At 67.4% G+C, this 18,047-nt stretch carries 20 protein-coding genes; 10 read left to right on the plus strand and 10 right to left on the minus strand.

Annotated features, from left to right (window positions below):
* From F622_RS0108620 to F622_RS0108630, 3 genes are all read left to right on the plus strand, one after another.
* A complete protein-coding gene (locus F622_RS0108620; protein WP_019571726.1) occupies positions 1–642 on the plus strand; it encodes an endonuclease III domain-containing protein in 642 nt (213 codons plus the stop codon).
* Between the two features lie 83 nt (positions 643–725).
* Positions 726–941, plus strand: a complete 216-nt coding sequence (locus F622_RS0108625; protein ID WP_018144183.1) for a lipopolysaccharide assembly protein LapA domain-containing protein — start codon at positions 726–728, stop codon at positions 939–941.
* A gap of 42 nt (positions 942–983) precedes the next feature.
* Entirely contained in the window at positions 984–2,171 is a 1,188-nt protein-coding gene (locus F622_RS0108630) for a nitrate/nitrite transporter (RefSeq protein ID WP_019571727.1), read from the plus strand.
* A 43-nt stretch (positions 2,172–2,214) separates the two neighbouring features.
* Here F622_RS0108630 and F622_RS0108635 read toward each other — a convergent pair whose 3' ends face one another.
* Positions 2,215–2,934: a hemerythrin domain-containing protein gene (locus tag F622_RS0108635; RefSeq protein WP_019571728.1), complete on the minus strand. Its 720-nt coding sequence runs from the start codon at positions 2,932–2,934 to the stop codon at positions 2,215–2,217.
* A complete protein-coding gene (locus F622_RS0108640) occupies positions 2,927–3,553 on the minus strand; it encodes a hemerythrin domain-containing protein (protein WP_018175768.1) in 627 nt (208 codons plus the stop codon). The genes F622_RS0108635 and F622_RS0108640 overlap by 8 nt, the downstream gene beginning before the upstream one ends.
* Before the next feature lie 55 nt (positions 3,554–3,608).
* Here F622_RS0108640 and F622_RS0108645 point away from each other — a divergent pair, with 55 nt between their 5' ends.
* From F622_RS0108645 to rnk, 5 genes are all read left to right on the plus strand, one after another.
* Entirely contained in the window at positions 3,609–4,007 is a 399-nt protein-coding gene (locus F622_RS0108645) for a hypothetical protein (RefSeq protein ID WP_026182008.1), read from the plus strand.
* Entirely contained in the window at positions 4,007–4,459 is a 453-nt protein-coding gene (locus tag F622_RS0108650; protein WP_018950395.1) for a glycine cleavage system protein H, read from the plus strand. Before F622_RS0108645 ends, F622_RS0108650 begins: the two co-directional genes overlap by 1 nt.
* 10 nt (positions 4,460–4,469) lie before the next feature.
* Positions 4,470–5,138, plus strand: coding sequence for a thioredoxin family protein (locus F622_RS0108655; protein WP_026331557.1), 669 nt, complete (start codon positions 4,470–4,472; stop codon positions 5,136–5,138).
* 49 nt (positions 5,139–5,187) lie between these two features.
* The gene (locus F622_RS0108660; protein ID WP_019571730.1) at positions 5,188–5,535 is read left to right on the plus strand and encodes a rhodanese-like domain-containing protein; all 348 of its coding nucleotides are present in this window, start codon (positions 5,188–5,190) and stop codon (positions 5,533–5,535) included.
* Between the two features lie 464 nt (positions 5,536–5,999).
* The gene (gene rnk / locus F622_RS0108665) at positions 6,000–6,410 is read left to right on the plus strand and encodes a nucleoside diphosphate kinase regulator (protein WP_018144175.1); all 411 of its coding nucleotides are present in this window, start codon (positions 6,000–6,002) and stop codon (positions 6,408–6,410) included.
* 14 nt (positions 6,411–6,424) lie between these two features.
* Here the strand turns inward: rnk and F622_RS0108670 are convergent, their stop codons facing one another.
* The 4 genes from F622_RS0108670 to F622_RS0108685 all read right to left on the minus strand — a co-directional run bounded on the left by F622_RS0108670 (position 6,425) and on the right by F622_RS0108685 (position 10,416).
* On the minus strand, positions 6,425–7,858 hold the full coding sequence (locus tag F622_RS0108670; RefSeq protein WP_019571731.1) for a DNA polymerase Y family protein: 1,434 nt from the start codon (positions 7,856–7,858) through the stop codon (positions 6,425–6,427).
* A 160-nt stretch (positions 7,859–8,018) separates the two neighbouring features.
* Complete coding sequence (gene imuA, locus F622_RS0108675; RefSeq protein ID WP_019571732.1) at positions 8,019–8,651, minus strand: translesion DNA synthesis-associated protein ImuA; 633 nt, start codon at positions 8,649–8,651, stop codon at positions 8,019–8,021.
* Between the two features lie 290 nt (positions 8,652–8,941).
* On the minus strand, positions 8,942–9,559 hold the full coding sequence (lexA, locus tag F622_RS0108680; RefSeq protein ID WP_019571733.1) for a transcriptional repressor LexA: 618 nt from the start codon (positions 9,557–9,559) through the stop codon (positions 8,942–8,944).
* A gap of 365 nt (positions 9,560–9,924) precedes the next feature.
* The gene (locus tag F622_RS0108685) at positions 9,925–10,416 is read right to left on the minus strand and encodes an Lrp/AsnC family transcriptional regulator (RefSeq protein ID WP_018144171.1); all 492 of its coding nucleotides are present in this window, start codon (positions 10,414–10,416) and stop codon (positions 9,925–9,927) included.
* A gap of 179 nt (positions 10,417–10,595) precedes the next feature.
* Between F622_RS0108685 and F622_RS0108690 the strand changes: the two genes are divergently transcribed.
* On the plus strand, positions 10,596–12,281 hold the full coding sequence (locus F622_RS0108690; protein ID WP_019571734.1) for a 2-isopropylmalate synthase: 1,686 nt from the start codon (positions 10,596–10,598) through the stop codon (positions 12,279–12,281).
* A 100-nt stretch (positions 12,282–12,381) separates the two neighbouring features.
* Here the strand turns inward: F622_RS0108690 and F622_RS0108695 are convergent, their stop codons facing one another.
* Positions 12,382–13,224: an ion transporter gene (locus F622_RS0108695; RefSeq protein WP_018144169.1), complete on the minus strand. Its 843-nt coding sequence runs from the start codon at positions 13,222–13,224 to the stop codon at positions 12,382–12,384.
* Between the two features lie 152 nt (positions 13,225–13,376).
* Between F622_RS0108695 and F622_RS0108700 the strand changes: the two genes are divergently transcribed.
* The gene (locus F622_RS0108700) at positions 13,377–13,979 is read left to right on the plus strand and encodes a bifunctional 2-polyprenyl-6-hydroxyphenol methylase/3-demethylubiquinol 3-O-methyltransferase UbiG (protein WP_018649965.1); all 603 of its coding nucleotides are present in this window, start codon (positions 13,377–13,379) and stop codon (positions 13,977–13,979) included.
* A 136-nt stretch (positions 13,980–14,115) separates the two neighbouring features.
* Here the strand turns inward: F622_RS0108700 and F622_RS0108705 are convergent, their stop codons facing one another.
* The 3 genes from F622_RS0108705 to F622_RS0108715 are packed head-to-tail and all read right to left on the minus strand — an operon-like array spanning position 14,116 to position 17,985.
* Positions 14,116–14,718: a nucleoside triphosphate pyrophosphatase gene (locus F622_RS0108705; RefSeq protein ID WP_019571735.1), complete on the minus strand. Its 603-nt coding sequence runs from the start codon at positions 14,716–14,718 to the stop codon at positions 14,116–14,118.
* Positions 14,711–16,546, minus strand: a complete 1,836-nt coding sequence (oadA, locus tag F622_RS0108710) for a sodium-extruding oxaloacetate decarboxylase subunit alpha (protein WP_019571736.1) — start codon at positions 16,544–16,546, stop codon at positions 14,711–14,713. The genes F622_RS0108705 and oadA overlap by 8 nt, the downstream gene beginning before the upstream one ends.
* Positions 16,547–16,566: 20 nt before the next feature.
* Positions 16,567–17,985, minus strand: a complete 1,419-nt coding sequence (locus F622_RS0108715) for an acetyl-CoA carboxylase biotin carboxylase subunit (RefSeq protein WP_018144165.1) — start codon at positions 17,983–17,985, stop codon at positions 16,567–16,569.
* Positions 17,986–18,047: the final 62 nt, after the last annotated feature.

Consider the following 18,047-nt stretch of genomic DNA (forward strand, 5'->3'; position numbering starts at 1 on the left):
GTGCGGATCCCCGAGCTCCTTGATGCCCTGCGCGCGGAGTACGGCGACCTGCAGTGGTGGCCGGCGGAGACTGCGTTCGAGGTGATGGTCGGCGCGGTGCTGACGCAGAACACCAGCTGGACCAACGTCGAGAAGGCGCTGGCCAACTTGCGCGGTATCGACGCGCTGTCGCCGGAGGGCTTGATGGCCCTGAGCCGGGAAGAGTTGGCCGAACACATTCGTCCCAGTGGCTATTTCAACGTGAAGACGGATCGCCTGCGCCATCTGCTGGCCTTCCTGGAGGCATCCGGCGGGATCGAGGGACTGGCCGCGCTGGACACCGACGCGCTGCGCGCGGCGCTGCTGGGGGTCAAGGGTGTCGGGCCGGAGACCGCCGACGATATCGTGCTGTACGCCTTCGAGCGCCCGGTGTTCGTGGTGGATGCCTATACCCGTCGGTTGTTCGAGCGTCTGGACCTGCCGCAGGCACGGGCTCCGTACGATGCGCTGCGCGAGCACGTCGAGGTGGCACTGGGGCCGGATGTGGCGGCGCTGAACGACCTGCATGCGCTGATCGTGGAACATGGCAAGGAGCGCTGCCGGCCACGGCCGCGCTGTGATGCCTGTCCGGTGCGGCGGCACTGCACCCACGCCGAGGCCTGAAACCCACCGCCCGGCCGGTTGGTTGACGCCCGCGGCGGGGCGCCGGAACCTGAGAGGCATGTCCGACTGACCAGGGAGGTCCCATGCGTTACCTGTACACCTTGTTGATTATCGTGTTCGTCGCGGTGGTTGCGATCTTTGCGATCCAGAACCTGCGTCTCGTAACGCTCAACTTCCTCACCCTGTACGTAACCCTGCCACTGGCGCTGCTGATTGTCGGAATCTACCTACTGGGTCTGGTCTCCGGGGGTGCCCTGGTCGCGTTGCTGAAGCGCTGGATACGCGGCGCCAGTCGTTGAGCCGCGTGGTGTCTTTCGGGGCGGCATCCCTCGATGGCTGACATGATCCGCCGCCATCCGCTGGCGGTGATCGTGGTGGCGCAGCTGTTCGGGACGTCACTGTGGTTTTCGGTCAACGGGGTCGGGCTGTCGCTGCAGCAGGCACTGGGGTGGTCGCCCGCCGAGATCGGCTGGCTCACGATGGCCACCCAGCTCGGTTTCATCACCGGGACCCTGGCGGTCGCCGCCACGGGGCTGGCGGATCGCTTTCGCGCCAGTCGTGTGTTCGCCATTTCGGCGCTTTTCGGGGCCGGGCTCAACGCCATCTTCATCCTGCTCGCCGGCGTCTGGGAGCTGGCCCTGCTGACGCGCTTTCTGGTCGGGCTGGCACTGGCCGGGGTCTATCCGCTGGGCATGAAGCTGGTAATCGGCTGGACCCCGCAGTACAAGGGCTGGGCGCTGTCCTGGCTGCTCGGAATGCTGACCCTGGGGACCGCGCTCCCGCATCTGCTGCGTGGCGCCACGCTCGATTTCCCGTGGGCGGTGCCCGTGCTTCTGGCCTCGGGCCTGGCCCTGCTGGCCGCGCTGATGATCCTGCGTCTGGGGGATGGCCCGCATCTGCCGCCACCGGGGCGCACGCCGGGGCTCGGGAAGGGCTTCCATGCCCTGGCACGGCGGGATTTTCGCGCCGTGGCCGGGGGCTACTTCGGGCACTGCTGGGAACTGTATGCGTTCTGGACGCTGGTGCCTCTGCTGGTCGCCCGTGAGCTTGCACGGATGGAGGCCGATGCGGCCCTGATTCCGTGGCTGGCCTTTGGCGTGATCGCGTTGGGGCTGGCGGGCTGTGTCTGGGGCGGTCGCCTGAGTCGGGGCCTGGGAAGCCTGCGTGTGGCGCGGGTGGCACTGGCAACCTCGGGCCTGGCCTGTCTGCTGTACCCGCTGCTTGCGGGGCAGTCGCCCTGGTTGCTGTTCGGCCTCCTGGCGCTGTGGGGGCTCACGGTGATCGCGGACTCGCCGCAGTTCTCCGCGCTGGCCGCGGACAGCGCGCCGGAGGATGCCGTGGGTTCCGCGTTGAGCGTGATGAATGCAATCGGCTTTGCGCTGACCCTGCCGGGCATCTGGCTGACCGGCTGGTTATGGGCGGATGGCGGGGTTTGGGTCCTGTGGCTGTTGCTGCCTGGCCCGTTGCTGGGGCTTTGGGCGCTGGCGCGCCTGTCGGCGCCGCGTCGCGCCCGGGAAGCCGTGGATTGACACGAGTGCCGGGCTGCGGCGGCCGCGCACCCATGCGGGGCGCTCAGTTGCTGTGGGGTGCCGGGTCGGGTGCCGTTAGCAGGGTCTGGGCGCGTTCAAGCAACTCGGCGGCGGCATCGGGCTGTTCGCGCAGGGCGCGGCTCCAGTGCGGGAACAGGTTCTGTTCCTCGCGGCCCTCGTGCTTGGCCAGCGCGCCGGAGATCAGGGCGAAGAACGGGGCCACGGCCCAGGCCTCGTCCACGCCTTCGCTGAATTCGTGTTCCAGCATCGCGGTCTGTTCCAGGATCTCGTCGTGCTCGCGCAGCATGATCGAGGTGGGATCCTGGCCGTTCGGGCTGCGGGGCAGGTCCAGCAGGGGGACGATCAGTTCGTTTTCCACCTCCACGTGGCGACGCAGGCCGTCGACATAGGCGTGGAATTCCGGCGCTGCGCCTTCGAGGTCGCCGGCGTTGACCTTGTGCAGGGCGCTGGCGAACAGGCGGTCGATGCGCAGGTGATCGCGTTCCAGCAGGTCGACCAGGTCCACCGGGGCGACGTCCTCGCGGCGTTGTACCACGAGCTTCCATAAGGGCGGGCCGTCTTCGAGCACCCGCCAGTGGATGGCCTGACGCAGCTGCAGGCTGACCGCGTCCATCAGCATCTTCGGTTCCTGATCCAGCCAGACCTCGAAGACCTGACCGCTGCGCAGTTCGCGCAGGGTGTAGTACGCGCGGGTGTGGGCATGCTCGGCCAGGCCGCGGAGGTCGAGTACGAAATCAGCCACGGTCTGCGCTCGCGATGCCCCGGCGTGCGGCCATGGCGGCACCGATGGCGCGGCGGTCTTCCGGGCTTAGCAGGTGCTCGGCAAAGGGGAGTACGGCGCGCTCTTCCAGATCGAGGTGGATGCGGTATTGGCGTATCCAGGCGTCGGCCCCGTCGAGGTCCGCCGGCTGGCCCGCGGCGATGCGTTGCAGGGCCGGCTCCAGTCGATCCCAGCCGGCCTCGATCTCGTCATGTTCGGCGGTCAGGCGGTCCAGCCATTCGCACAGTTGTGGATGACTCTCGGGGTGGCCACAGTGCTGGCGCAGCACGGGGAACAGGTCCTGGTCCTCGTCCGCGTGGTGGTTGGGCGCTGCCTCGTGAAAGTAGTTCAGGACCCGTTGCGCGGCGCCTCGGGCCTCTTCGTCGGCGCCTTTGTCGGCCAAATGGGCGGGCAGGCGCTCGAGGATGTCCAGAGAGTTGAGGATTCGGCGATGGCACGCCCGCAGCAACTCGATGGGCTGCTGGAATCCGGGAACACTTTCGTGGAGTTGCGCGTGCATGGGGTATCGGACCTTCGCAGAGTGGTCAACAAGCAGGCGACTTTCGCCGAAGCGCTCGCGCCCCGTCTTGATCTCGATCAATGTAAATTGAATATAGCTTAAAGTATGCTGTGCGAAACCTGGCCTGGAGCTTTTGATGCACCCTCGGAACCGGATGTTCATCCTCGCGGCCCTCGCCTATGCCCTGCTGGGCGGGCTGCTCGGCATCCTCTGGCTGGCCCATCCCGGCCTGATCCCCGGCAATGTGCCGCGCATCCATGGCCACCTGATGCTGCTGGGGTTCGTGACCATGATGATCTATGGCGTGGGTCTGCATGTGTTGCCGCGCTTTTCCGGACGTTCGCTGTTCTCCGAGCGCCTGGGCCATGTGCAGTTCCTGCTGGCCAATCTCGGGCTCCTGGTGATGATCGCGGGCTGGCTGGTCTTTCATAACCCGACCGTCGCGGTTGGCGGGGCGATGGCCTGGGGGGCGATGATCCTGTTCGCGCTGAACATTGCACTCACCGTGCGTCACTATGGTCCGAAGGGGGCGTAATGAGTCATACGGAATACAACGGCTGCGAGCTGCCGGACGACCTGTTCTACGACCTGGATTATGTCTGGGTCCGTCCGGAGGACGACGGCACCTTTACCCTCGGGATTACCGATCCCGCCCAGACCATGGCGGGGCGGGTGCAGTACTTCCGCTTTCGCAAGCCGGGTTCGCACCGCGCCGCGGGCAAGCCGGTGGCGCGGCTGGAGTCCGGCAAGTGGGCGGGGGGCATCCCTACGCCATTCGACGGCACCATCGAGCGCATCAATCCGGCCGTGGAGGCCGATCCGGGGCTGGTGAACGTGGCCCCCTATACCGATGCCTGGGTCGTGGTCATGCGCCCGGACGATCCGGAAAAGGCGCTCGAGCGGCTACATACCGGGGCCGAGGCGATTGCCGGTCTGAAGCAATGGGTCGATCGCTACGAGATCCACTGCATGCGCTGCGCGGACTAAGGGCGGGATCATGAAAGTGGAACTGCTGGTATCCGAGTGGTGCGCCTCCTGCCACGATGCCGAGCGCATCTGGCGCGAGGTGTCGGAGAATAAACAGATCGACTTCGCGGTGGTGGACATGGGCCAGCCGGAGGGGCGCGAACTGGCGACCCGGCTGCGCATCCGGTCGATCCCCGCCGTGGTGGTCGATGGCGAGCTCAAGCACATCGGGCTGCTGGATCGGACGGCCGCGACCGAGTTGGTGGGGGCGGCCCCGGAGCGCACACAGAAGGCTGCTCGGCACGTCGGGCTGGGGCTGTCGGCCTCCAGCCGGGCCTCGGTGCTGGGCGCGATGGTCTGGCTGCTGATCGCGGGTGCCGCGTTGCCACTGGGCGGGTTCTTCCTCGAGGGTGCGGCGCGTCCGGCCGCGCTGCATGGCTTTACCCTGGGTTTTCTTCTGTTGCTGATCATGGGGCTTGGCGAGCATATGCTGCCGCGCTTTACCGGACACCCGATCGCCGGTGGCTGGCTGTGGGCCTGGACGCCGCAGGTCCTGGTGCATCTGGCCGTGCTGGGCATGGGGCTCGGCTGGATCCTGGGCGTTGCGATGTTGACGACGGTGGGCGCGGTGGCGGCGCTGGTCGGGCTGGTCCTGTTCACCCTTCGGGTGGTCCCGCTGCTGGTACGTCCGTCGTTGTGACCCGGGCGCGCGCTAAACTTGCGGTTCACGCAGCCAACGGAGTTCTCCTGTGAGTCTTTTCGAGAAGCGTATTCGCGAGCTGGAACAAAGCCTGCCGCATCTGGAACCAGGGGAGGTGGCGCGCTGGCTCGAGCAAGAGAAACCGTTTTTGCTGGTGGATGTGCGCCAGCCCGAGGAGGCGGCCGCGGGGACGATCGCGGGTGCGATCAACATCCCGCGGCCCAAGCTAGAGGCCGGTATCGAGTCTCATATGGCGGATGCGGACCAGCCCGTCGTGGTGTTCTGTGGCGGTCGCGGCCGGTCCCAGCTCGTGGCCGACAGCCTGCGCACGATGGGTATCAATGCGCATGTGCTGCGCGGGGGCTACGCGGCGTGGCGGGAGACCTGGCCTCGGTGAGGGCGCAAGGCAAAGGCCAGGGAGACGCTGATTAATTCGCACGTCCGCGTTGGTGCCCCGTTTTTTCCGAGACAAGGCGCGGTGCGCAGCGCCGTAGTCACTCTACGGTCAAACGCCGCAACGCAGGATCGGGGAAAATGGGGCGCCAACCCCTTGAGGGCTCGGCCGCCCGTTGTTGACGAAAATGGGCCCGCTGACCGCGTTGCGGCTTGCTTATGTAGCTCGGCTACACTTCGCTCACCGCGCCTTGTCAGCGAGCAAAATCGATCGAGCGCGGACGTGCGAATTAATCAGCGTCTCCCTATGTGCGGCTCCCGCTTACGAGCACGGTGATGGGCGCTATAGCTTTTTTGCCGGGTCTTGGCTAGTCTCCCGAGTAAGTTTCCCGGTTTCCGGAAATTCCCTGAATATTATTTGCCTGGCGCGTCTCCCCGGAGGCGCGTTCTGCATTCTGGAGTAAGAAAGTGAACAAGCCGAAGATCATTGTCTCCACCACGGACATGGAGCGCCTGGACAAGCTGCTGGAGTCGCTTCCGGATGGCAGTTTCCCCGGCAAGGCCGATCTCGAGTCCGAACTGGATCGCGCGGATGTCGTGGATTCGCACGAGGTTCCGGGTTCGGTGGTGACGATGAACTCGAAGGTCCGGTTCCGGGTGATCGAGTCCGGCGACGAGTTTTCGATGACACTGGTGTACCCACGTGATGTGGACGAGAGTGGCGGCACGCTGTCGATCCTGGCGCCGGTGGGCAGTGCGCTGCTGGGCCTGTCCGAGGGCGACGAGATCGAGTGGCCGCGCCCGGGCGGGGGGCAGATGCACGTGCGCATCGAGGAGGTCGAGTACCAGCCGGAGCGCGCGGGCGAATACCACCGCTGACGCGGGGTCCCCCCTCAGCCCCAGTAACCCTGGCGATACCACTGGCCGCTGCGCAGGCAGCGGTACAGCCAGAGCCGGCGGCCCTGACGGTCGCGGCTGCAAGCGTAGTCGCGGCGCGCGTCCTGGCCGTGATCCCACCAGCCGTCTTCCAGTCGTCCCAGCCATTGGGGCTGGTCGGGGGGCGCGGCGGGCTCGGGGCCCTGTAGCCAGAGGGCAGTTCCGCAGGCCCGTTGGCCCGGGGTTGAAGCGGTGGGGGCCGGAGTGGTGGCGAGATCGTGTCGCGGCCGCTGGGCATCTTCCGGTCTCGGTGTGCGGCGGTTGATCAGACGGGCGACGGCCTGCTCGCCCAGCCGGGCGCGCAGGCGAGCCAGCACGGCGGGTAGCTGATCGGCCGGTGGTCTGCTCGCCGGGTCTGCGGCGAGCAGACTGTCGCCCCGGGCCGGTGGGTCCAGCAAGCGGGGTGCCTGCAGGCGCAGGCCGATCACCGCCGCCGGCAGGGTCTCGCGATCCAGTCGGGTCTGCCACAGGGGCAGCCACTCGTCGGTGCGAATGCCCGGCTGCCCGCGCTCCAGTGAGATGCGGGTATACGCCTCGCGGTGGGCCAGTTCCAGTGTCATCCCCTGCAGGCTGCGGTTCAGGCCGCGCAACTGCGCCTCGGCCTGGCGCAGCAGCCGCTTGAGCGGGAAGGCCAGGGTCGCCGTGGCGTGGATCTCGTGCTCCAGTCGCAGGGACAGATCCAGCACCGGGGGTGGCGCAAAGCGGGGCAGGGTCTCCGCGCGCCGCGCCAGCAGTCGGTCCAGCAGGTCCAGCAACTCCGGTCCGTGGCGTCGGGCCAGTTCGGGGCGCGACAGGCGCAGCAGATCGCCCAATTGGCGCAGGCCCACGGCGCGCAGGCCCTCGCGGGTCGCGGCGGCCAGTGGCAGGGCCTCCAGCGGAACCGGGGACAGGATGCGGCGCAGGGCCTCGGGGTCTTCCGCGATCGCGGGGTTGCGCAGGCGGGCCAGCAGGCGCGCGGCGGCGGGGCTGCGGGCCAGTCCGATACGGGGATGGAAGCCCAGTTCGGTCAGGGTGTCCCGCGCCTGGTCGCGCAGGGCCTCGATGCCGCCGAACAGGCGGCGGCTGCGCCCGACCTCCACCAGGATGCGCTGTGCCTCCGGCTCCGGGTGCACGTGATCGGAGAACCGCAGCAGTACGCCGGCCAGCATCTCCAGTTGGGCCTGCAGGGTGTCCGGGGCATGCTCGACCAGTTCCGGGGTATCCAGCACCGCCAGGGCATCCCCCAGCGCCATGCCGGGGCGGGCACCCGCCTGGCGGGCGGCGCGGTTGGCGGCGTGCACCCGGGGGGCAGGGTCGGATTCCACCACCAGCAGAGGGCGCTGCAGCCGCCCGGGGTCCGGCTCCGTCCGGGCCAGCGCATCCAGTGCAAGGTGTGGCAGGTCGATTGCCATCCAGTGTTCCTGCCGCGGCCGGGCGTCGCGGGTGGCGGTCTGCGTCTCCGGTGGCCGGGGTGCGGGGGCGGGCAGGGCTGCGGCCGGAAGCAGGCTCAGTTGTTGTCGGACCGGCTCCGGGTGTGTGGCCGCACGCGAGGGACGGGCAGGCTGGCCCATCTCAGGCCTCCGGTGGTTCGGGAACCTGCAGGGGGTGGCCGGAGCGGGCCCAGTGGCCGGCCCCCTTCAGGCAGTGCAGTTCCAGGCCGGAGGCCGCGGGCTGCCAGCGCAGGCGCTGGTGGGCCGGCGAAGGCTGTGCCGCGGCGTTTGGTGGCCGGTACAGGATCGCGCAGGCCCGGCTCTCGCTGGCAGCCAGACGCAACCGGCGCAGCAGGGCCGTCTCCACGGGGCCGCGCAGCCAGGCGAGCAGGACGCCGAACGCCGGGTCGCGCAGGCACTGCTCGCCGGCCCACAGGGTGTCGCGGTCGTGCTCGGTGTGGATCAGCAGGACCCGCTCCGGCGGGATTCCGAGGGTCTGCCAGCCCGGCAGCCAGGGCGTGGCCGGGGGCGCGATCACCGCGATCCAGTAGCCGTCGCGGCCGCAGGCGGCCAGCATGGGGACCAGCAGCCGGGTCTCGCCACAGCCGAACGGGGCCCCCAGCAGTTCGATCAGCTGGCCGCGCGGCCAGCCGCCGCCCAGGGCCCGGTCCAGTTCCGTATGGCCACTGGGCCAGACCGGGGCATCCGTGGCCGGGGCAGCACTGCGCCCGCGCCAGAGCGCCGGGTGGTCGAGCAGGGTATCCAGCGCGCTCATGGCTTAGGGAAACACTGATTCATGTACACGCTCGCGCTCGAGTCGCTTTTGCGTGCGAACAAGGCGCGGTGACTGCCGTGCAGTCATTCTGCACAAGGGAGCCGCAACGCCGTGCGCGCGCAAAAGCGGCCGAGCCCCGTCTTTCAATAGCTTGCGGGGTTGGCACCCCACCAGGTTTCCCGATCCTGCGTTGCGCCGCTTACGGGTAGAACCACTACCCGCTGCACGACGCGCCTTGTCTCGGAAAACCTGGGGTTCCAACGCGAGTGTGTACATGAGTCAGTGTTTCCCTAGGCCTGCGGGTCGAGATCGCGCAGCACGCCCACGCCGATTCCCTCAATGGCCAGGTCCTGGCGCTCGAGGTCGATCTCGATGGGGGCGAAGTCGGGGTTCTCCGGGAGCAGGCGTACCTTCGGGCCGTCCTGCGCGAAGCGCTTGACGGTGACTTCGTCGTCGATGCGGGCGACCACGATCTGGCCGGGCCGGGCCTCCGGGGTCTGGCGCACGGCCAGCAGGTCGCCGTCGAGGATGCCGGCGTCGCGCATGCTCTCGCCGTGTACGCGCAGGAGATAGTCCGGGCGGGCGCGGAACAGGGCGTCGTCGACCCGGTAGTGGCGCTCGATATGCTCGGTGGCGAGGATCGGCGAGCCGGCGGCGACGCGCCCGACCAGAGGGAGTTCGGCCGGTGTGCCACGGACGGCACCCGGCAGGCGTATGCCGCGGGAGGTGCCGCCCAGCAGTTCGATCGCGCCTTTCTTCTCCAGGGCTTTCAGATGGCACTCGGCCGCGTAGGGCGAGCGGAAGCCGAAGGCCCGTGCGATCTCGCTGCGGGTCGGTGCCGTGCCCTGGGTGGCGATGGTCTCGGCGATGTAGTCGAAGATGGCTTGCTGGCGTGCAGTGAGCGACACGGGGCACCCTCCAGTTACTGTCTATATATACAGTACAGGGGTGGTTCGCTGGAGGGCAAGGGCGACTGCACGATAGAGCGCACGGAGAAAGCCAAAGAAGGTTCATCGAAGCCGGTTTGTTCCACCACGAAGCGCCCGAAGAAGGTCAAGGGCGGTTGCGCCACAGAGGATTACGGAGAAAACCCAAGGGGGTGTCGCGGCCCGGGCGTAGGATGCTGTTGAGCGAAGCGAAACGCATCGATCCGGGAACCTCGCCACCCTTGGGATGGCTACACGATGCGATTCGCTCCGCTCATCACATCCTGCCGGCCCTTGCCTTTCTTCGTGCCTTCGTGGTCAATCCGCCCTGGGTCTTGAGGTGGTATTCAGGTGGGGGTGTAGTCCAGTGGCAGGGCGGTGCGGTCGACCACGCGGCGCAGCACGAAGCTGGAATGGACGCTGTCCACGCCCTCCAGTCGGGTGATGCGGCGCAGCAGGAATTCCTGGTAGGCATCCATGTCGGGGACGACCACCTGCAGCATGTAGTCCGCCGACTGGCCGGTGATCAGGTAGCAGTGCTGGACCTCGGGGTAGCTCGCCACGGTCTCCTCGAAGTGGGCGAAGCGCTCCGGGGTGTGGCGGTCCATGCCGATATGGATCAGGGCGGTCAGCTCCAACCCCAGGCTGCGCCGATCCAGCAGGGCTACGCGGCTCAACAGGACGCCGGCCTGTTCCAGCGCACGCACCCGACGCAGGCAGGGGGAGGGGCTGAGCCCCACGCGATCGGCCAGGGCCTGATTGGACAGGCTCGCATCCTCCTGCAGGATCTCGAGGATGCGGCGGTCATAGCGGTCGAGTCGGTGTGGTTCGGGTTTCATGGTTGAATATTGCTCTAGAGTGGCTTTATTGCGCAAGGATAGTGCGCAACTATTGCGTTCTTAGGGAAAAACGCAAGGTTATGCCGGGGACAATGCGTTAGGATAATGCACAGATAGAAATCCGGAGCGCGGCACCCGACCACACGGCGAGGCCGCGCCCCTTACAGGAGACGAACACGATGGCCTTCGATCACACCAAGTACGCCCCGTTCCCGCCGATCGACAAGTCCGATCGGCGCTGGCCGGCCCAGCGCACCACGGCCGCCCCGCGTTTCTGCGCGGTGGATCTGCGTGACGGCAACCAGGCGCTGGTGCACCCGATGAGCGTGGAACAGAAGATGCGCTTCTTCGAGGTGCTGGTGGAAATCGGTCTGACCGAGATCGAGATCGGCTTCCCGGCCGCCTCGCAGATCGACTACGACTTTACCCGCCGCCTGATCGATGAAGACCGCATCCCCGAGGGCGTGTACATCCAGGTGCTGACCCAGGCGCGCGAGGACTTGATCCAGAAGACCTTCGCGGCGCTGGAGGGCGCCCCGCGCGCGGTGGTGCACGTGTACAACTCCACCAACCCGGCGCAGCGCGAGCAGGTCTTCCGCATGGATCGCGACGGCGTGCGCGGCATTGCCGAGAACGGTGCACGCTGGGTGCGGGATTACGCGGCGAAGTACCCCCAGACCGACTGGATCTTCCAGTACTCGCCGGAGAGCTTCTCCACCACCGAGCTGGACTTCGCGGTCGAGGTGGTCGATGCGGTGAATGCGATCTGGCGCCCGGACCAGGGCCAGAAGGTCGTGATCAACCTGCCGGCCACGGTCGAGTCCGCCACGCCGAACGTCTTTGCCGACCAGGTCGAGTGGTTCTGCGACCACGTGCAGTACCGCGAGCATTTCTGCGTGTCGCTGCATACGCACAACGACCGGGGCACCGGTGTGGCCGCGGCCGAGCTGGGCCTGCTGGCCGGGGCCGATCGCCTGGAGGGCACGCTGTTCGGCAATGGCGAGCGCACCGGCAACATGGATCTGGTCACCGTCGGCATGAACCTGTACTCGCAGGGCATTGACCCGACCATTGACCTGTCCGACATGGAGCGGCTGATGGACGTGTACAAGGAGTGCACCGACATGCCCATCAACCCGCGCCACCCGTGGGCGGGCGAGCTGGTCTACACCGCTTTTTCCGGCAGTCACCAGGACGCGATCCGCAAGGGCCTGGCGCATTACAAGGAGAGGGGCGGCCACTGGAACGTGCCCTACCTGCCGATCGACCCGAGCGATCTGGGCCGGCGTTACGAGGAGGTCGTGCGTATCAACAGCCAGTCCGGCAAGGGTGGGGTCACGCATGTGCTGGAGCGCGACTACGGCATCGAATTGCCGCGCTGGCTGGCGATCGAGTTCGCCCGCATCGTGCAGAAGGATGCCGAGACCTCGCAGATCGAGGTCTCCTCGAAGCGCATCCACGAGCTGTTCGAAAAGCATTACCTGACGCCGGTTACCGGCTGGGATCTGGTGCGTTACGAGATCGAGAAGGACGGTCCTGTGGTGCGGCTGGATGCGACCATGGGACCGCCCGGGCGTGAATCCCGCCTGCGGGGCGAGGGCCACGGCGCGGTTGCGGCGCTGACCTCCGCCATGGAGGCCGAGCGTGGCGTGCAGGTGAAGGTCACCCATTTCGACGAGCACGCGATGGAGTCCGGCACCGAGGCGCGCGCCATGGCCGCCGTGGATGTGCAGGTCGATGGCGAACGCTCCGTGGGCGTCGCCCTGGGCGAGGACACCACGGCCGCCACCCTGCAGGCCGTGCTCAACGCCACGGGCCGCCGCCTGGGCGAGCGCGCCGTGGAGTCAGCCGCCGTCAGCGCCTGATCTCGCCGGGCCCGCGGGGCCTTTCCTGGCCCCTGTGGGAGGGTGCTTGCACACGAAACCTCCCGTTCGCATCACAACGGACGGGAGGTTTCGCGCCGGATCACCGCACGCGCTTCTCCAGCATGGTCTGCATGCGGGTCAGGCGTTCCTGGAGCTTGAGGGTTTCCTGCTGTATCTCGTGGATCTCCGCGTGCAGGGCCTGGTTCTCTTCGTGCACGCTGTCATGGATCATCTGCTGCTCGATCTCCATCGAGCGGTCGTGCATGCGCTGCATGGCGTCCACGATGATGGCGATGAACAGGTTCAGCACGGTGAAGGTGGCGATCAGGATGAAGGGCACGAAGAACGCCCAGGCCCAGGGGTAGATGTCCATCACCGGGCGGGCGATGTCCTCGGACCAGCCCTCCAGCGTCATCACCTGGAACAGGCTGTACATGGTGGCGCCGAGCGTGCCGAACTTCTGCGGGAAGGATTCACCAAACAGGCCGGTAGCGATGATCGCGAACACGTAGAAGATCAGCACCAGCAATCCCATGATGGAGATGATGCCGGGGATCGCCCGCAGCAGCGCCTCCACGATGAAGCGCAGCTTCGGCACCATGGAGACCAGGCGCAACAGACGCAGCACGCGCAGCACCGAAAATGGCCCCGAGGCCGGGATCAGTGCGATCCCCACCACGAAGAAATCAAACACGTTCCACGGGTTGCGCCAGAACCGCAGGCGGTAGACGAACAGCTTGGCCAGCACTTCGGCGGTGAAGATCGACAGGATGATGGCGTCCGCACTCAGGATCACCGGGCCCATCCAGCCCATTACGGTGTCCGAGGTCTCGAGCCCCAGGGTCAGGGCGTTCAGCAGGATCAGGCCAATGATGAAGCGCTGGGTCAGCCGGGCCTCGATAAAGTGTTCCAGGCGTGCGCGCAGCGTGGGGGTTTCGCTCATGGTGTCGAAGATCGTTGGAGTCCTTGGGGACGCGCAAGAGTAGGGTAAAGCCGGGGTTCCGGCAATCGCGCGAGCGCAAGCACGCGCCACGTCAGGAGTGCCTGGAAGACGGCGCGAATGGACAGATTCCCGGGAACGGAAGGAGAGCAGGGATGTGGGATGAACGTTACGCCGAGGACGACTACGTCTACGGCACTGAACCGAATGATTTTCTGCGCGCGGCAGTGGCCAACGTGCCGCGCGGGCGGGCCCTGTGCCTGGCCGAGGGGGAGGGCCGCAACGCGGTGTTCCTGGCGCAGCAGGGTTTCGACGTGCTGGCGGTGGACAGCTCCGCGGTCGGCCTGCAGAAGGCCCAGCGCCTGGCCGAGGACCGGGAGGTACAGATCGAGACCCTGGTGGCGGATCTCGCCGATTACGCGATCGAGCCGGACTCCTGGGATCTGATCGTATCGATTTTTTGCCATTTGCCACCGGACGTTCGGCGCCGCCTTCACGCCGAGGTGGTCGCGGGCCTGCGCCCGGGCGGGGTGTTCATCCTCGAGGCCTATACGCCGGCGCAACTCGAATGGGGCACGGGAGGTCCGCCCACTGCGGAGTTGATGATGACGCGGGAGGCGCTGACCGAGGAACTGGAAGGGCTGGAGTTCGAAGAGGCCGTGGAACGCGAACGCGACGTGATCGAGGGGCGTTTCCACACCGGGCGCGGCGCGGTGGTGCAGGTCCTGGCGCACAAGCCGCGGAACGACTGGGGCTAGGGAAACACTGATTAATGTACGCGCTCGAGTCGCTTTTGCGTGCGAACAAGGCGCGGTGACTGCCGTGCAGTCATCCTGCACAAGGGAGCCGCAACGCCGTGCGCGCGCCCGTTCTTGGGCGTTGTCGGGCCGGTGTTCAGGCCGCTGCGGGCGGGACGGCCACCCCTGCTTCGCGCAACCAGGTTCCGAGGGTGATCAGTGGTAGCCCCACCAGCGCGGTCGGGTCGTCGCCGCTCATGCGCGCGAACAGGCTGATGCCCAGCCCCTCGGACTTGAAGCTGCCGGCACAGTCCAGCGGCTGGTCCAGTGCAACGTAGCGCCGGATCTCCTCGGCGCTCAGCTCGCGGAAGGTCACGGTGAACGGGACCTGGCCTGTCCGCACCTTCCCGGTGGCCGTGTCCAGAAGGCACAGGCCGGTGTGGAACGTAACCGTTTTCCCGGACAGCGCCGCGAGTTGCGCCTCGGCGTGGACGCTGTCGCCGGGCTTGCCGAGGACCTGCCCGGCGTGGCTGGCGTTCTGGTCGGAGCCGATGACCAGATGGTCGGGATAGACATCGGCGACCGCCCGGGCCTTGGCCTCGGCCAGGCGTGCCACCATCGCCTCGGGCAATTCATGCGCCAGCGGGGTCTCGTCCACCGCCGGGCGCGCGGTCTCGAATGGCAGATGCAGCCGCTCCAGCAGTTCGGCGCGATAGCGCGAGGTGGAGGCGAGGACCAGTCTTCGTGCGGTATCAGCCATCGTCGCCGTCGATCTCGATCAGGGCGTCGTCCGGATTGGCGGCGGCCCCCTTGGTGATGTTCACTGCGGTGACCGTGCCGGACACGGGTGCAGCGATCTCGGATTCCATCTTCATCGCCTCCAGTACCAGCACCGGTTGCCCGGCCTCGACCTGGTCGCCCTCGGCCACCAGCACGTCGATGATGGTGCCGGGCATGGAGGTGGTGACGTCGCCCGGCCGGGTCGCACGGCGCGACTTCTTGCCTCCGCTGCCCCCGCGGCTGCGTTCGGCGCCGCCGTTGCCGGCGGTCTCGATGCTGTCCAGGGTCTCGATCTGAACCTCTTCCGGCATCCCGTCGACCGTCACGTACATCGGGCGGGTGTCCTCCCGGTGATGGCCGGAGCCATTGACCTGGATGTGGTAGGTCTCGCCGTGGAAGGTGACGTTGAACTCCACCGGGGCCGGGCAGCCGGCCTGGGTGTTCTCCGGCAGGTTGAGCGGTTCCGGGCTGAGCGTGCCGTCGCGGCGCTGCTCCAGGAATTGCCGTCCTACCTCGGGGAACAGGGCGAAGGTCAGGACATCCTCCGGGCCCCGGGCGAGGTCTCCGATCTCGTCAGTCAGGGTAGCCATCTCCGGCTTCAGCAGGTCGGCCGGGCGGCAATCGATGACATCGGCATTGCCGATGGCCTGTTGCCGCACGACGCTGTTGATCGGGCCGGGCGCCCGGCCGTAGTGCCCGGTCAGGTATTGCTTCACCTCGTTGGTGATGGTCTTGTAGCGCTCCCCGGCGAGGACGTTCATCACCGCCTGGGTGCCGACGATCTGCGAGGTGGGGGTGACCAGCGGCGGGTAGCCCAGGTCCTCGCGGACCCGGGGGATCTCTTCCAGCACCGCATCAAAGTGATCCAGCGCGTTCTGGTCACGCAGCTGGTTCGCCAGGTTGGAGATCATCCCGCCGGGCACCTGGTTGATCTGCACCCGGGTGTCGACGCCGGTGTACTCACTCTCGAAGCGCTGGTACTTCTTGCGCACCTCGTGGAAGTACAGCCCGATCTTCTGCAGCGCGACCAGATCCAGGCCCGTGTCGTGCTCGGTGCCGGCGAGGGCGGCGACCAGGCTCTCCGTTGGCGGGTGGCTGGTGCCCCCGGCGAATGCCGAGATCGCGGTCTCGATATGCCGGCAGCCGGCCTCGATGGCCTGCCAGTGGCACAGCTCGGACAGCCCCGATGTGGCGTGGGCGTGCAGGTGGATCGGCACGTCCAGGGCATCCACCAGCTCGGTGACCAGCTCGCGGGTGGCGCTGGGGGTGAGTAGCCCGGCCATGTCCTTGATCGCGATGCTCTGCGCGCCCATCGCGACCAGCTCGCGGCCCAGGGCGACGAATTCGGCGGCCGAATGCACCGGTCCGGTGGTGTAGCAGAGCGTGCCCTGGGCATGGCCGCCGGCTTCGCGGGTGGCCTCGATCGCGGTGCGCAGGTTTCGCGCGTCGTTCATCGCGTCGAAGATGCGGATGATGTCGATGCCACCGGCGACCGAGCGCTCGACAAAGGCGCGCACCACGTCGTCGGCGTAGTGGCGATAGCCGAGCAGGTTCTGTCCGCGCAGCAGCATCTGCAGGGGGGTGTTCGGCAGCGCGGCCCGCAGCTGGTGCAGCCGCTCCCAGGGGTCCTCCTTGAGAAACCGCACGCAGGCATCAAAGGTGGCACCGCCCCAGGCCTCCAGCGAGTGAAAGCCGATGGCGTCCATCTGCTCGCAGATTGGCAGCATGTCCTCGGTGCGCATGCGCGTGGCGATCAGGCTCTGGTGGCCGTCGCGCAGGGTGACATCGGTGATGTGAACTCGATCCATGGTCAGTCCGGTGGCCGGGGTTATAACCCGTGGTGGGCGGCGAGGGCTGCGGCAACGGCCACCGCCAGCTGGCGGTCCGAGCGCTTGCCGGGGAAGTGCGTCAGCTCCGGGTGGGCCGCGACAAACCCGGTATCGAAGTGCCCGCTGCGGAAGGTCGGGTGGTCAACGATGGCCAGGTGGAACGGGATGGTGGTCTTGACCCCGAACACGCCCATGTCCCGCAGGGCACGATTGGCGCGGGCCAGCAGGTCGTCCCACTCCAGGGCCCAGCAGATCAGCTTGGCGCACATCGAGTCGTAATGCGGCGGGATGGTGTAGCCGGTGTAGATGGCCCCGTCGGTGCGCACGCCCGGGCCGCCCGGGGCGAAGTAGCGGGTGATGCGGCCGAAACTCGGCAGGAAGTCGTTCTTCGGGTCTTCCGCGTTGATGCGGAACTCCATCGCATAGCCGCGGCGGGTGATCTGCGACTGTTCGTAGCGCAGCGGCTCGCCGGCGGCGATGCGCAGCTGTTCCTGCACGATGTCGACCCCGGTGATCATCTCAGTAACTGGATGTTCTACCTGAAGTCGTGTGTTCATTTCCATGAAATAGAACGAATCATCTGCGTCCATCAGGAACTCGACGGTGCCGGCGTTCTGGTAGCCGACGGCGAGCGCGGCGCGCACCGCCAACTCGCCCAGATACTGGCGCTGCGCCTCGTCCAGCTGTGGCGAGGGGGCGATCTCCACCAGCTTCTGGTGGCGGCGCTGCACCGAGCAGTCGCGTTCGAACAGGTGGATCGCATGGCCGTGGGCATCGCCGAGGATCTGCACCTCGATGTGTCGCGGATTGACCACGGCCTTCTCGAGGAAGATCTCGGTACTGCCGAAGGCACGGGTGGCCTCGGACCGCACGCGCTCGAAGTTGTGCTCCAGAGCGGCGGCATCCTCGCACAGGCGAATGCCGCGTCCGCCGCCGCCATTGGTGGCCTTGAGCATCACCGGGTAGCCGATGCGCTCGGCCACCTCCAGCGCCGCGGTGACGCCCTCCAGGTTGCCCTCCGAGCCGGGTGTGACCGGCACCCCGGCCTCGATCATCGCCCGGCGCGCGGCCACCTTGTCGCCCATGCGGCGGATCACCGACGCATCCGGGCCGACCCAGATCAGGTCGCGGGCGGCGCAGGCCGCGGCAAAGTCGGGGTTTTCGGAGAGGAAGCCGTAGCCCGGGTGCACCGCGTCACAGCCGGCGGCGCGCGCGACGCTGATCAGGCGATGGATGCTGAGGTACCCGCCCATGGAGTCCGGGCCGATGGCGTAGGCCTCGTCGGCCTTCTTCACGTGCAGGGCGTGGCGGTCGGCATCGGTATAGACCGCGACCGAGATGATCCCCAGTTCGCTGCATGCCCGGATCAGGCGCACGGCGATTTCGCCCCGGTTGGCAATGAGCAGCTTGCGAATCAAACGGAAGGCCCCGGGCAGGTCGATGACAACCCGAGTATCGACGTCGTTTGGGGCGGCTGCAA

This window comes from Thioalkalivibrio sp. ALMg3, assembly GCF_000381225.1.
GTDB lineage: Bacteria > Pseudomonadota > Gammaproteobacteria > Ectothiorhodospirales > Ectothiorhodospiraceae > Thioalkalivibrio > Thioalkalivibrio versutus.